General features: G+C 53.0%; 15 protein-coding genes and 1 tRNA gene. 6 read left to right on the plus strand and 10 right to left on the minus strand.

All coding sequences use genetic code 11. The annotated features are described in order from the left end of the window. The first annotated feature begins 27 nt into the window (after positions 1 to 27). Positions 28 to 651, plus strand: a complete 624-nt coding sequence (locus tag AC23NW_RS24365; protein WP_487452769.1) for a hypothetical protein — start codon at positions 28 to 30, stop codon at positions 649 to 651. Then, positions 635 to 1,771 carry a hypothetical protein gene (locus AC23NW_RS24370; protein ID WP_487452732.1) on the plus strand — a complete coding sequence of 379 codons (1,137 nt, stop codon included), beginning with the start codon at positions 635 to 637 and terminating at the stop codon, positions 1,769 to 1,771. The genes AC23NW_RS24365 and AC23NW_RS24370 overlap by 17 nt, the downstream gene beginning before the upstream one ends. 187 nt (positions 1,772 to 1,958) lie before the next feature. Here the strand turns inward: AC23NW_RS24370 and AC23NW_RS24375 are convergent, their stop codons facing one another. Then, complete coding sequence (locus AC23NW_RS24375; protein WP_487452733.1) at positions 1,959 to 2,486, minus strand: cupin domain-containing protein; 528 nt, start codon at positions 2,484 to 2,486, stop codon at positions 1,959 to 1,961. Positions 2,487 to 2,571: 85 nt separating this feature from the next. Beyond that, positions 2,572 to 3,336: a triose-phosphate isomerase gene (tpiA, locus tag AC23NW_RS24380; RefSeq protein WP_487452735.1), complete on the minus strand. Its 765-nt coding sequence runs from the start codon at positions 3,334 to 3,336 to the stop codon at positions 2,572 to 2,574. Positions 3,337 to 3,546: 210 nt separating this feature from the next. Between tpiA and AC23NW_RS24385 the strand changes: the two genes are divergently transcribed. Beyond that, positions 3,547 to 4,809, plus strand: a complete 1,263-nt coding sequence (locus AC23NW_RS24385; RefSeq protein WP_487452737.1) for a retropepsin-like aspartic protease — start codon at positions 3,547 to 3,549, stop codon at positions 4,807 to 4,809. Positions 4,810 to 4,891: 82 nt separating this feature from the next. On the opposite strand, the gene rpmB is transcribed toward AC23NW_RS24385, so the two are convergent. Next, positions 4,892 to 5,131, minus strand: a complete 240-nt coding sequence (gene rpmB / locus AC23NW_RS24390; RefSeq protein WP_071505217.1) for a 50S ribosomal protein L28 — start codon at positions 5,129 to 5,131, stop codon at positions 4,892 to 4,894. A 63-nt stretch (positions 5,132 to 5,194) separates the two neighbouring features. Continuing rightward, positions 5,195 to 5,365, minus strand: coding sequence for a C1orf53 family protein (locus tag AC23NW_RS24395; RefSeq protein WP_487452738.1), 171 nt, complete (start codon positions 5,363 to 5,365; stop codon positions 5,195 to 5,197). Positions 5,366 to 5,476: 111 nt separating this feature from the next. On the opposite strand from AC23NW_RS24395, the gene rocD reads away from it, so the two are divergent. From rocD to tnpA, 3 genes are all read left to right on the plus strand, one after another. Beyond that, positions 5,477 to 6,727, plus strand: coding sequence for an ornithine--oxo-acid transaminase (gene rocD / locus AC23NW_RS24400; RefSeq protein ID WP_487452739.1), 1,251 nt, complete (start codon positions 5,477 to 5,479; stop codon positions 6,725 to 6,727). Positions 6,728 to 6,812: 85 nt separating this feature from the next. Continuing rightward, a tRNA-Gly gene (locus tag AC23NW_RS24405) sits at positions 6,813 to 6,885 on the plus strand. 480 nt (positions 6,886 to 7,365) lie between these two features. Beyond that, a complete protein-coding gene (gene tnpA / locus AC23NW_RS24410; RefSeq protein ID WP_487452741.1) occupies positions 7,366 to 7,827 on the plus strand; it encodes an IS200/IS605 family transposase in 462 nt (153 codons plus the stop codon). 1 nt (position 7,828) lies between these two features. Here tnpA and AC23NW_RS24415 read toward each other — a convergent pair whose 3' ends face one another. The 6 genes from AC23NW_RS24415 to AC23NW_RS24440 all read right to left on the minus strand — a co-directional run bounded on the left by AC23NW_RS24415 (position 7,829) and on the right by AC23NW_RS24440 (position 14,423). Beyond that, positions 7,829 to 9,031, minus strand: a complete 1,203-nt coding sequence (locus AC23NW_RS24415; protein WP_487452742.1) for a DUF6371 domain-containing protein — start codon at positions 9,029 to 9,031, stop codon at positions 7,829 to 7,831. Between the two features lie 246 nt (positions 9,032 to 9,277). Further along, a complete protein-coding gene (locus AC23NW_RS24420; RefSeq protein WP_487452744.1) occupies positions 9,278 to 10,900 on the minus strand; it encodes a SulP family inorganic anion transporter in 1,623 nt (540 codons plus the stop codon). Between the two features lie 52 nt (positions 10,901 to 10,952). Beyond that, a complete protein-coding gene (locus AC23NW_RS24425; RefSeq protein ID WP_293835517.1) occupies positions 10,953 to 11,261 on the minus strand; it encodes a hypothetical protein in 309 nt (102 codons plus the stop codon). A 115-nt stretch (positions 11,262 to 11,376) separates the two neighbouring features. Beyond that, positions 11,377 to 12,744, minus strand: coding sequence for a sensor histidine kinase (locus AC23NW_RS24430; RefSeq protein WP_293835514.1), 1,368 nt, complete (start codon positions 12,742 to 12,744; stop codon positions 11,377 to 11,379). Between the two features lie 7 nt (positions 12,745 to 12,751). After that, on the minus strand, positions 12,752 to 13,435 hold the full coding sequence (locus tag AC23NW_RS24435) for a response regulator transcription factor (RefSeq protein WP_293835511.1): 684 nt from the start codon (positions 13,433 to 13,435) through the stop codon (positions 12,752 to 12,754). A gap of 130 nt (positions 13,436 to 13,565) precedes the next feature. Further along, positions 13,566 to 14,423: a dienelactone hydrolase family protein gene (locus tag AC23NW_RS24440; RefSeq protein ID WP_487452747.1), complete on the minus strand. Its 858-nt coding sequence runs from the start codon at positions 14,421 to 14,423 to the stop codon at positions 13,566 to 13,568. Positions 14,424 to 14,426 lie beyond the last annotated feature (3 nt).

A 14,426-nucleotide genomic window follows, 5' to 3' on the forward strand; every position in this document is an offset into this window, starting at 1 on the left:
TCACTAATCCGCTCATTTGCAAATTGAATTATGAAAAAGAACCTTGAACGATTTGTTCGTGACAACCGCGAGGATTTCGACGCCCTTGAGCCGTCGTTTGATTTGTGGGCACGTATCGAGACGGGCCTGGCTACTGATACAACGGCCGGCCCTTTCAGTGGCCCTGACGTACAGGAAGTCCCCATGCCGCGCCCCGGTAAAGAAAAACCGTTCGGTTCCCGGTTTACGATCTGGCGGGGTCTTGACTGGCGGGTGGCTGCTTCGGTGGCCGTGCTGCTGCTGGCAGGTGCCTTCTTCTATGCCAACCACCGGTACGGTGTAACTGAACAGCCGGAAGTGGTGGCAGTGAATCCGTCGTATGCCAGAGAGTTTGTGCAGTATACCCGGTTGGTCGACCTGAAACGGGAAGAACTGAAACAAATGACGGCCAGTAACCCGGAGCTTTACAAAACCTTCGCGAAAGACCTTGACCGGCTGGAGCGGAATTACCAGACGCTGAAAGCTGACCTGCCCGAAAATCCGAACCAGGAAGTACTCGTGCAGGCCATGATTCAGAACCTGCAGCTGCAGATTGATCTGCTTAATGAACAGTTACGCGTGATTCAGCGCATTAAACAACAAAGCCAGAACACAGATGAACATCTTATTTAACATATTTTTCCTGGCCCTGCTTCCGATGACCCTGTTAGCTGCTCCGGGAGTGGATGCTCCCCGAGTGGCTGCTCTCGGAGCCGCGAACAGGGGGGAGGTGCCTGCAGTAGCTACACTGTGTGGTAGCATCCACTCTGGACCCGAAGGTGGCGCCGTGGAAAAGCGAAAGACCATCATCAAAATGTATGATGTGACCCCAAAGGACAATCTTGTTATTGATAATCAGTATGGTAAGGTCAATGTGGCGATTTGGGATAAAGATGAAATCAGGGTACAGATTACCATAACAGCCAATGCCGGCAGCGACGACAAAGTGCAGGAAAACCTCTCACTGGTCGAGATTGACGAGCGGCGTGTAGGCGATCAGATTATCTTGAAAACGCAGATACGGCGTCCAGCGACATCGACGTGGATGTGGGTAAGTAATAACGAGAAAAACAACGTTAAGATAGATTATGATATTTCGATGCCGCGCCGGAATCCGCTGAATGTCCGTAACCAGTTCGGCACAACCAATATCCCTGCATTCAGTGCCCCGCTTACGGTACATAGCCGGTACGGCAGCTTTTATGCCAACGACCTGCAAAGCCGTCAGAATACGATTGATATCGCGTACGGGAAAGCTGAAATCAAGAATCTTGAATCCGGTAAGCTGGATATTGCCTACTCGAGTCTGGATGTGGACAAAGCCAATGTGCTGATTCTGTCGAATAAATCGGGGAGCATGAATATCGGCGAGGTGGGTAAACTGGATGCTGACATCGGTTATTCAGGCGGGAAAGTCGGAACGGTGCGCGAATCGGGAAAAATCCGGCTGAGCTTTGCCAGCGGCTTCCGCATCGATCAGTTGCCGAAATCGGTCGATAACCTGGATATTCAGGCGAATTACTCAACGGTTACGCTGCCAATCACCGAATCCAGCGATTGTAATTTTGATGTGACAGTAAGCTATGGCGGTTTTCAGTACCCGACAGGGCAGAACTTCCATTTCTTCTCGCAACCCAACAACGACGACAGCAAAGGGCCAAAGCTGATCAAGCAGTATTCCGGCAAAGTCGGCTCCGGTTCCGGCACTAAAGTTAAAGTTGTGTCGAAATACGGCAGCGTGAGATTTAAATAATTGGTGATTGAGCGAATGAGTGATTGAGTGGGGCTGTATTGCTTCGCTAATGCGGCTTAGATAAAAGAAAAGTGGTGGCACGACCGGCAGCCGGCCCTGTTTAACAGGCTCGCCTGGCGGTAGTACCACCACTTTTGGTAGATAAACCCTCACAAAGCCATTCTGTTTCACTCAATCACTCATTCACTCAATCACCACTATTATGGCTCATCGACGCGATCAGTGCCGCGTGCTGCGGGTAGTGGCTGGTGAGGGCATCGCGGTCGGCAAGTTCGAAGTCGGCGAAGTCGAAGCCGGGCGCTACAGTACAGCCGACCAGCGAATAGGGAGGCAGTCCGTCGGCGGATGAGTCCGGAACCGGTCGTGAGCCAAACCAGCTCCCCGCCGGAACAACCGCCTGAAACACGTCGCCCTGCGCCGGATCGTTGCCCAGCCGGATCACCGACAGCGTACCGTCTTCCGCAATGACATAGACGTTCAGCGGCCTGCCCGTGTAGAAATGCCAGACCTCGTCGGCCTGAATGCGGTGAAACGCCGACACGTGGTGCGTTTCGAGGAGAAAATAAATCGCCGTGCTGAAACTGCGGTCGCCACTAAACCGGTCGGGCAGCGCCGCCTGCGGAATTACCTCTCCCGCCCGATACGTCTCTGCATAGTACCCACCCTCCGGATGAGCCTGCATGTTATACGCTGATACCCAGTCGTGTGCGGTCATAGTGTAATGGTGAATGAGTGATTGAGCGATTGAGTGGAACGCAAGCGTCAGCTCACTCAATCGCTCAATCACTCATTCGCAACTATTATTGTCTTGCTTTCACAACCGTTGTAAAATCGCGGGATTTGAGGGAGGCACCACCGATGAGGCCACCGTCAACGTCCGGCTGCGCGAACAGTTCTGCGGCATTAGCAGCGTTGGCGCTGCCACCGTACAGAATGGTTGTGTTCTGGGCTACGTCTTCGCCGTACTGACCGGCAATGTGCTGACGCAGCGCCAGGTGCATGTCCTGTGCCTGTGCCGAGCTGGCTGTCAGACCTGTACCGATGGCCCAGATTGGTTCGTAGGCAATCACTACATTGGCAAACTGTTCGGCGCTCAGGTGGAACAGGCTTTCGGTCAGCTGCTCTTTTACGAAACCAACGTAATCGCCGTTTTCGCGCAGGTCCAGCGACTCACCGCAACAGAAGATCGGCGTCAGACCGTTTTCCAGGGTAATGTTTACTTTGGCGGCCAGCTGTTCGTTTGTCTCGCCGAAATACTGGCGTCGCTCGCTGTGGCCCAGAATCACGTAAGGCACCGACAACGACTGGAGCATTGGCGCAGAGATTTCGCCGGTATACGCACCCGACGCCTTCTCGTGGCAGTTCTGAGCGCCTAACGAGATCCGGCCACCGGCAGGAATATACTGCTTCAGCACCGACAGGTACACCGAAGGCGGGCAGAGCACTACTTCGACGTTGCCCGTCACTTCGTCGTTAATCATATTGACAACCTCCGACACCAGCGCGACCGCTTCGTCGAGGGTTTTATTCATTTTCCAGTTGCCGGCAACTATGAGTTTACGCATGAGAATAAAACAAAGGGTAAACGTTTGTATTTGATTACACCGGCGAAATTAACGGTTTTCACGCAACCCATTAACCACTTTATCCGTAAAAAGCTCAGCGTGAAGTGATAAAATATGCCGTTCTCATAAAAAAGCATGGACCGCCCAATCCTTTTTCGTAACTATATTGTTATTATTTTGTAAATTTCCTTTCACTCACATATAAATACAATGAAAACGCTAGGTTGGATACTCGTACTGATGGGAATCTGCCTTACGGCTGTTGGGAAGGATAAGGAAAAGCAGGATAAAGACCGCTTCGGCTTTTTTCTGGCCGGCAACCGTCAGTGGACGCGTATTCCCTTTCAGCTCCACTCAAACCTGATTATCATCCCTGTTCAAATCAATGGCTCGGACACGTTGCGGTTCATTCTGGATACGGGTGTGAGCTCTACCATCATTACAGACCCGTCCGTACTGAAGCGGCAGAAACTGGCCCTTACGCGAAAGGTTAATCTTGCCGGTGCCGGTGAGGGCGGTACGCTGACGGCTTCGGTCGCCATCGACAACCAGATGAACATCGGACATGTCCGGGCGCTGCACCACAACGTCGTTGTCCTGGACGAGGATGTGCTACGGCTGTCGGAATACGTTGGTACGCCGATTCACGGGATTTTCGGGTATGAGCTGTTTAACAACTTTGTGGTGTCGATTGACTTTCTGCACCGCGAAATTGTACTCATGAACCCTAAAAAATACCGGTATCGTAAAAGCCAGGGCGATAAATACCCCATTGTTATTCAGGATGCAAAGCCCTATACGGATGTAGTAGCCGTTTACGACGGCAAGGCGGAAATGCCCATGCGGGTGGTGCTGGATACGGGTGCGGGTCATGCCTTGCTGCTCGACCGCACACGCAATGGCAATCAGACCGGTGTGGCGCTGCCCGAAAAAGTAGTGCGGGCCCAGCTTGGCCGTGGCCTGAGCGGTGTGATTAACGGCAGCCTTGGCCGGATTCAGAAAATCCGTTTCGGGCGCTACGAAATGGATGATATTCTGGCATCGTTCCCCGACAGTATGTCGTTCGGAATGAAAATTAATTCCCGTGAGCGGCAGGGTAATATTGGTTGTGAACTACTGCGCCGGTTCTACGTGACCTTTAACTATCAGGATCAGTATGTGGTGCTGAAGCCTATCAAAAGGCTGCTCCGCGAAAGCTTTGAACACGACATGAGCGGCATGGAGCTCCGGGCCAAAGGTGAGCAATACCGGACCTATTACGTTGACCGCGTCATTGAAGGATCACCGGCCGATTCGGCGGGGTTGGCAGAAGGCGATGAACTGATGTTTATCAACAGCCAGGCGTCAGCTGACCTGACGATCAGTGACATTTACAAAATGCTGCAAAAAGGAGAAGGAAAAGAAGTGGTGCTGGTGGTGAGGCGGCGTGGCCAGCTGATCATTACACAGTTTGCGCTGAAGCGACTCATCTGACCAACATCAAAAAAGCCTCTTTCATCGCTGAAAGGGGCTTTTTTATGTTGATTTCTTGACGCGGGGACGCAACTTCGTCATCTTATAACGAAAGTGTGCCTTTTTTGTGAGCATCGCGCAGGGTAGCTTCCAGACCGTTCTTGTTGATGGTCTTGATCGCCTTCGTCGAAACTTTCAACACTACCCACTCACCTGTAGATTCTACGAAGAATTTCTTCTTCTGGAGGTTAGGGTAAAATTTACGTTTCGTTTTATTGTTGGCGTGAGAAACGTTGTTCCCTGTCTGCGTCCGTTTTCCTGTAATTTGACAAACTCTGGCCATGACCTTATAGCTTTCCTTCGAATTAAGGGTGCAAAATTCGGAAATTACTTGATAACGTGCAACCTATGTTCCGTTTTTTTTAGTAGTATATGGACAATGGCGGCACTGGTTCTTACAGCAGTAACCCCTTTTGAGGTGATAAACAGCCGTAAAGACCACAAAACCTTCTTTTGTGAGGTAATAATCTTCGTCGGTTAAACCCGGTATTTTTCGCTTTTTCTGCCCTGGATGCATAGTTTTTGGCGAGCGGTGGAAATCCTCGTATTTTTGACTGCAACCGAGCGTTTAACCATTTGGTTATCCGGATCTGATTTTTTTTGCTCACCTGATACAACCTGACCGATCATGGAAACTACCCTGCCGGCACACAAGGCCGCCGAAACGGCCATCGAGCTGGAACATACCTACGGCGCCCATAATTACCACCCCATTCCTGTGGTCCTGTCAAAAGGAGAGGGGGCTTTTGTGTGGGACGTAGCCGGAAAGCGCTATTTTGATTTTCTGTCGGCTTACAGTGCCGTTAGTCAGGGTCATTGTCATCCGCGGATTATTCAGGCCCTGATTGAGCAGGCGCAGCAGCTGACACTGACTTCCCGGGCCTTTTATAACGACAAGCTGGGGCTTTGTGAGAAATACCTTTGTGATTATTTCGGTTACGATAAGGTGCTGATGATGAACTCGGGGGCCGAAGCCGGTGAAACAGCACTGAAACTGACGCGTAAATGGGCGTATCTGGTGAAAGGCGTTCCCGACAATCAGGCGAAGACGGTCTATGCAACCGGAAATTTCTGGGGGCGTACGCTGGCGGCTATTTCGTCATCGACCGACCCGAGCAGTACCCGTGATTTCGGGCCGCTGTTGCCGGGCTATAAACTGGTGCCTTATAACGATCTGGCCGCGCTGGAAGAAACCTTCCGCGCCGACCCGAACATCGCCGGGTTTATGGTCGAACCGATTCAGGGAGAGGCCGGTGTCGTTGTACCCGATGAAGGATACCTGCGTGGTGTGCGTGAGCTGTGTACGCGCTACAACGTACTGTTTATTGCCGATGAGGTACAGACCGGTATCGGCCGGACGGGCCGCCGGCTGGCCTGCGACCACGAAGGCGTAAAACCCGATTTGCTGGTGTTGGGCAAAGCGTTGTCGGGCGGGGTGTTGCCGGTGTCGGCGGTGCTGGCCGACGATGCGGTGATGATGACCCTCAAGCCGGGTGAACACGGGTCAACCTACGGCGGTAATCCGCTGGCCTGTGCCGTGACGATGGCCGCACTGGATGTGGTGAAAGACGAGCAGCTGGCTGAAAACGCAGAGGCTATGGGGCAGCTTTTCCGGTCGCGGATGGAGGCCCTCCGCGGGCGTACCGACCTGATCACGGCCGTTCGCGGTAAAGGCCTGCTGAACGCCATTGATATTAAAGAGCGCCCCGATTCGGGCGACGAAACGGCCTGGGAACTTTGTCTGCGGTTTATGGACAACGGCCTGTTGTGCAAACCCACACACGGCGATAAAATCCGGTTTGCGCCCCCGCTGGTGATCACCGAAGCGCAGATGCACGAAGCCTGCGACATCATTGAACAGACCGTACTGGCGTTTTAGCACCGCAAAACCGATAAATTGTGCCCGTTTAGGGTCGAATACTTGACTTTTTGGGGGATGCATTGCACATTTGCCATCTCCATCAGCGGGAGTAGCTCAGTCGGTAGAGCGGCAGCTTCCCAAGCTGCAGGCCGTGGGTTCGAGACCCATTTCCCGCTCTTATTGTTTTTTATGACAAAGACGCCATTGGCGTCTTTGTTTGTTTTAGACTGTTACCGGCGCTGTTGATACCGACGCTGCGCTGTTGTGTCCCTGACGGGACATTGGATGGGTGGTGGTGGTGGTGCCCCGACGTGCTACCTGCTACCGACGCTGCGCTGTTGTGTCCCTGACGGGACAATGGATGGGTGGGGTTGTGTTGCCCCGACATGCTACCGACGCTGCGCTGTTGTGTCCCTGACGGGACATTGGATAACGCATGGGATTGCGGCAATTTGAATTGCCGGGAAAAACAGGCCCGTAGGGCCGTAACAGCGCAGCGTCGGTAGCAGGTGGCAGGTAGCAAATTAACGGCGTGAACCGGCCATCGTTCCGAATCCATGCGTGCCGTCAGGTACGCAACACATCACGGGATTATCTAAAGGGGGTATGTTACAAACATAGCATGAGAACGTCTCAGAGGCATAACCTTTCCTGCTATGGCTAATACATACACCCAACTGCACATTCAATTTGTTTTTGCCGTGAAATTCCGGGCGGCGGTCATCCATCCGTCGTGGAAATACCGGCTCTATACCTACATAACCGGCATTATTCAGCATCATGGCCATACGATGATCGCTATCAACGGTATGCCCGACCATATCCATCTGCTGGTTGGCATGCGGCCGGACCAAAGTATTGCTGAACTGATGCAAAAAACAAAGCAGGGCTCATCAAAATGGATTAATACGGAGCAGTTAACAGCCGGCCGGTTTGCGTGGCAGGAAGGGTATGGCGCATTTTCGTACAGTAAAAGCCAGCTGCCAGCTGTCATTCAATACATCGAGCGTCAGGAAGAACACCACCAGAAACAGTCATTTACAGACGAATATCAGCGTTTTTTAGACCGTGCCGGCGTTACCTATGATCAACGGTATCTCTTAAAAACGCCTGACTGACCTACCAGAACTCCCCTTCATAATAGGCCCCTAACCCCTGATCGAGCAGGAAATCGGCGAGGTCGAGGCCGGCGTCCTTTTCGGGCTGGGTGGCGTTTTCTTCCAGATAGGTCGAGACCGTAATGCGGAAACCAAGGCCCATCAGCTCGTTGGCTACCCGGTTCCAGCGCTCAAACGCACTGCCGTCTCTGGACAGGTCGGGAAACAGCTCGATGCGCCGGTTACGGACCGGTGCCAGCCGGTCAGCGTTGAGGTACGAAAGGGCACCAACCGCCAGCCAGATAAAATCCGGGAAATAAGGCGTACTGACCACGGCTGTTTTAGGTGCCTCCACAATGGCAACGGGCTTATCCGGTGACGCATCCTGCAACTGAGGTAACCCGAAGAGGCAAGGCGATTTCTGAACGTCGTTCTGCTCATCCAGATACTCGGCCAGCCACGCCGGATAAGGCAGGTTCTGCTGGTCGCAGCGGCGGGCATAGGCCGAATGGACCCAGGTGGTCGCGCTTCGTTTTTCGCCGTCACGGAAGATATATTTCACCGTATGAAACGTCTCGTCGAACAGTTTGATCTGGCCGCCCCGTACCCGCTGCCGTTCGTCGATGTACCAGAACACACACGCCCCCGGCCAGCGGCCTGACGTACCGATGTTAAACCGCTTCAGCAGGTCGTCGGCTACGTCGGTGCCGAAATGATTCCGCAGGAGCACCGCAAACTGGTTGCGTTCGTAATGGCCCAACGATTGGTGCAGCACCTCATCGGGAATCGTACACAGCTTACCCGCCGGAACTACTGATAACGGTGCGCGGGCCGGCTGGTCAAAAATATAGGCGACTACGCGTTCGGCCTGTTCGAGGGTAGCACCCTCCATCTGAATGAGGTCGGTCAGGATCGTTTGCCGGCCAATGCCCCGGTACTTCTGACGCCCCGCAATCGTAAACCACTCTTTCGGGATAGGTCCCACCGAATTACGGGCCCATATCTCCTGCGCATACGATTTCCCCGACGGACCTTTATGGTATGGACTCAGGTGATAGCCGCAGTTGCTTTCGCGGTCGCAGCGGCCGTAGCCATCGGGAAGAGGTTCGCCGGTAGTCGTATCAATGTAGCGGCTGAGCGTACGCCGGTGCTTCGGGCCGCAGTTCGGGCAGTCCGACTTAATCGCTTTTTTGGGCAGCTGATAACGGTACGTATTCGCAGACATAACGCAGAGCGCGTAAGGGCTTTGTTCTAATACAGGGATCGCCGGAAAATAGTTTGTGAAAACGCGAAACTGATTTACCACATTACCACATAGAAATCATAGAAAAAATGCTGTCGTTTATGGGTTTATTTGTTAGTTAAGTGGTTGATTATCAATGTTTATATTTGAGTGTGGGTATGGACAGAAAACAAAAATAGCCAGCGGCTCTATACCACTGGCTATTCTAACCACTCTATTAATCGTTACCTAAAACACTCTCTGAGTCAGCTCATGGGTTACGTTCGAAAACGGGAAGGCCGACGATATGGCTGAACGGCTGGCCGGAGCTTTGTAGAAAATCAGGTGAATGTTACGCGCCTGCGCCGTCGCCTTGAAATTCCGGATCAGCTCCAGCACATCGTTGTCGATGTACGTCGATCGTGAACTGTCAATTTCTACAATGGCATTGTCGGGTACGCTGCGGAGCATATCGGCAATGCCGGCTTTATTTAAAAAGGAAACGTGTTCGCCTAACCGGATGCGGATATGCGGTTTCCCGTCTGTTTGTGTCGTATCAATCTGATGGCCTTTGCGGTAATTGTCGCGCAGGATAAAGAAAATCCCGACGGCCATCCCGATGGCAATGCCTGTCAGCAGGTCGGTCAGCAGAATCGCGGCAACCGTCGTGACAAAAGGCATAAATTTCGATAAGCCCTGGTCAAACAACTGCCGGAAAATGGTCAGGCTCGCCAGCCGGTAACCGGTAATCAGCAGGATGGAGGCCAGTGACGCCCACGGAATCAGGTTCAGCGTTGTTGGAATGGCCAGCACGCACACCAGCAGCAGTGAACCATGAATCAGTGCGGCTATTTTGGTACGGGCACCGGCGTTTAAGCTGACGGTGCTGCGGACAATGACTGAGGTCAGGGGTAATCCGCCGATAAGTCCGCTGAGTATGTTGCCGATTCCCTGGGCCTTCAGCTCATGATCGGTCGGCGTTTTGCGCTTCAGCGGGTCCAGATTATCGGTTGCTTCGATGGCCAGCAGGGCTTCCAGACTGGCAACCAGCGCAATCGACAGGGCTGAGGCGTAGACCATCGGGTTTGTCAGCTGCGAAAAGTCCGGAAACGTCAGCAGCTTCAGGTAATCCGCTGAACTGGCGGGTACCGGTAACTGTACCAGATGATTACCACGCAGGGCCATATCCGGAAAAAACGTTTTCAGTACCTCATTGATCAGGATGCCGGTTATCACCACAACCAACGCCGTCGGTACACTTTTCAGAATCCGGTGCTGCTTTACGGCCGGTTTGTCAAACAGCCAGAACAAGCTCAGCGATACGGCCGCAATGAGCATGGCTGCCAGGTTGAACTGACCGAACGCCAGCATAAACTGATCGATAATATCGATGCCCTGATTCGGGAGCAGAATATATTCTTCGGCGGCATCGGCATCGTAGCCAACCAGATGAGGAATCTGCTTTATAATCAGGATGATACCGATGCCGGCCAGCATGCCTTTAATCACCGTTGAGGGGAAAAAGTTGCTGATAATACCGACGCGGGCAAATCCGAAACCGATCTGCATAATACCGGCCAGACTCGTTGCCAGTAATACCGCCGGAAATGAACCCAGTGTTTCGAGCGCCCCCAATACAACCACGATCAACCCTGCTTCGGGCCCCGAAATACTGAGCGATGAGCGGCTGAATGCACCGACAACCAGTCCTCCCACAATGCCTGCGAGAATGCCTGAGAAAAGGGGAGCGCCGGAAGCCAGAGCGATGCCCAGACAGAGCGGTACGGCCACCAGAAAGGAAATGACTCCGCCCCTGATGTCACCCTGAAGGTATTCCCGCGTAAGCCCTTTGGTTTGTTGTAGCCGATTCATTAGTAACTTGTTAAGGGTGATGTAAAGCGCTCTCTTGCCTGGTCGTGCTTAGTTAATAACCCGTATTTAACATAGTTGACTGATTGCCCGTGCCCGGATTCGTACGCGACGTCTGACATTGATTCAGGGCCGATTTAGTTTCCATAAGCCGTTGATTCAGATGCGCTTTGGCCGCCTGCAGCGAGTCGATGGCACGGTTCTGCGCCTCGATCTGTGCCCGGTACGTCCGCCGTGAACTGACATCCTGCCGGTATTCGGTATAGAGATTAAAGCCGACGATAGCCGCAATCAAGCCCCACACAGAGACCCAGTTCACCAGCGCGCCGGATGGCTTATAGTCGTTGCTTATCGTGCTGTTCATAACGTATTATCGTGTCCGATCTTCCACTGGCAAAATTACACAGCCATACTACCGGCCCGGTTAAAGGTTAGTTAGAAGCTCATGAGAGTTCGGTTAGAATCCGATTAGAATTCGATTAGAGAAGTTTCGGGAGCTTAAAGGTGATGACGGTACCCTTGTTTATTTCCGAAAAAACGGCCAGCTGACCGTTGTGCATCTGGGCGATGCGGAGGGTAAGCGGCAGGCCAATGCCGTGCCCTTTGATGTGCCGTATGTTTTCCGCTCTGAAAAACGGCTCAAAAATATGTGGTAAATCCGTTTTGTCAATACCCAGCCCGCGATCTTTGAACCGGATCAATACCCAGCGGTCGTCGGCACCGAGGATAACCTCAACTTTCTGGCTCGGGGAAAACTTACAGGCATTTTCCATCAGGTTCAGAAAGGCAGTGGTCAGCAGCGACTCGTCGCCCGTTACGCGGAAATCCGGTTCGTCGGTATCTGTCTGGATGGTAAACGTCACCTGATAATCGGGGTGGCGGGTAGTCAGCAGCTTCATTGCACTGTAAATCACTTCATCAACCGGAATTTCACGGTCGATCTTGTCGGCTTTATCGACGCTGACCTGCGCCAGCTGCAGCAGCCCGTTGGCCAGTTTGTTGAGCTGATGAATCGTTTCCAGTACAGCCCGCCACTTGGCTTCGTGTTCTTCGACGGTCCGGGGTTTAATGAGTGTGGTTTCGATCTGGCCGGTAATGACCGTGAGCGGTGTCCGCAGCTCGTGGGAGGCATTGGCCACAAAACTCCGTTGCAGGTCAAAGGCGGCCTGAAGCCGGTCGAGCATCCGGTTGAAGGTATGGGCCAGCTGATCAATTTCGTCGCCGTCGTAACTGGCCTTAACCCGCTTGTTGAGTTTAGAGGCGGTAATGGTATCGACCTGTTGGATCACATCGGTGATCGGGCGGAGGGTCCGGCCGGCGTAAAACCAGCCGGTCAGGCCCACCAGCGTCAGGCTGATAAATAACCCGACAATAATAATGGCCCGAAGCTGATAAAGTTCGGCCAGGCCGAATTCGTCATAGGCCGAGGCCACAATCACCAGTTTCTGCCGGTTAAAAGTATAGTACAGCCCGATTACCTGGCGGTCGTTGTGCTGGAGCCAGACTTCTTTTTCGCGCCGGATCTGGTTGAGCAGCTCCTTACTCTCGTCGATCTCGTCGGGGCGGTCATCACTGGCGTAGACCACGCGGTTGTTGTGATCATAAACGGTAATCTGTTCTTCGGGGAGTGCCGTCAGGTTATACTTGTCAATCACGCGCAGGAGCGGCTCGTTCACTTTACTCAGTTCGAACAGCCGCGTGGTGGCAACCGCTTTTTCGGCCAGCCGCTTATAGAAATCGCTGCGCCGGTAATACGACGAGGTGACGTAAATAACCAGCGAGAAAATAATCAGGTTGGCAGCGACAACAAGCAGAAAACTGATCGAGAGGCGGGCGCGGATGTTCATGGGCGGGTTAGTCTTCGGCTTCTTTCATGATGTAGCCGATACCGGGAATCGTATGAATCAGCTTCGGCGTAAAGTTTTTATCAATCTTTTTCCGCAGGTAATTTACGTATACATCGACCACATTGGTGCCGGTATCAAAATTAATGTCCCAGACATTTTCGGCAATTTCGGCGCGGGTCAGGGCTTTTTCGGTATTCTTCATGAAGAACTCAAGTAAGGCCAGTTCGCGGGCGGTCAGGCTGATTTTCTGGCTGTTGCGCCGGACTTCCTTGCTTTTCTGATTAAACTCAAGGTCGGCCATTTTCAGGAGTACCGAGTCGGCAGGAATCGCCGTCCGCCGCCGGTTGAGTGCCCGCAGCCGCGCCATCAGTTCACGGAACTCAAATGGTTTGACCAGGTAATCGTCGGCGCCTACGTCAAATCCGGCCAGTTTGTGTTCGGTACTGTCGAGGGCGGTCAGCATCAGCACCGATACATCATCATACCGGTTGCGGATGATGCGGCAGAATTCATAGCCGTTCATCATCGGCAGGTTTACGTCCAGAATAACCGTTGAGTAAGCCGTTTCGGCCATCATTTTCTGACCGATCAGGGCGTCCGGAGCCGTATCCGCCTGAATACCGTAATCTTCCAGACCACTTTTAATAAAGGAGGCTACATCTTTTTCATCTTCAACAATGAGTACGCGCATAGAAGTATCATAGTAGGACAGGTATAACGGTTCCGTATCTGGCTTGTTAAGCGACGGAGCCGTTATACCTGTGATCAGAAAGGCTTTACAAGAACAGGCGTAAAGAAAGCACCTAAATGGCAGACGGCCATCAGGCAAGCCATTTTCTGAAGAATGTCAGCGTACGGTCCCAGGCCAGTTTGGCTGCTGCCTCATTGTAACGGGTCGGGGCCGTGTCATTATGGAAGGCATGGTTAACGCCGTCGTATACGTAGAGTTCATACGGTATTTTTGCCTGTTTCAGGGCTTCTTCGTAGGCCGGAATGCCGGCATTGATGCGCTCGTCGAGGCCACCGTAATGGAGCTGTACGGCCGCTTTGATAGCCGGGACCTGCGCCGCTTCGGGTTGCCGGCCATAAAAAGCAACGGCCGCTTTGAGGTCAGGGACGTTGACTGCCAGCTGATTGGCCATGGCGCCGCCCCAGCAAAAACCAACGCAGCCGACTTTGCCGGTGCTGTCGGGCCGTCCTTTGAGATAAGCCACGGCATTTTTGAAATTAGTCAGGTTTTTGACCGGATCAAGTTTGCCGAAGTTTTCGCGCACCTGTGCTTCGTCGGTTGGGGTACCGCCGAAAACGGACAGCGCATCGGGAGCCATAGCCAGAAAACCGGACAGGGCCAGCCGGCGGGTGACGTCTTCGATGTGCGGGTTGAGGCCGCGGTTTTCGTGAATCACAACCACCGCAGGGTATTTGCCGGCGGCCGTCGGGCGGGCTACATAGCCTTTCATGGTGGTACCGTCGCCGGGGTATTCGATGCGCTCGGTTTTGATCCGGTCGTCGTCGGTCGGGATGGTTTCGGCTTTGGCATAATTGATTTCAAGCATCGGCAGAACAGCCAGTGCTGCGGCCATACCACCGGTCAGATTAGCCAGCCGTTTCAGGAAGTCTTCCCGTTTGAGCGGCTTGTGGGTGTACTCATCGAAGAGGTTAATAATGCGCTGATCCATAAG

The organism is Arsenicibacter sp. R0_47, assembly GCF_057652235.1.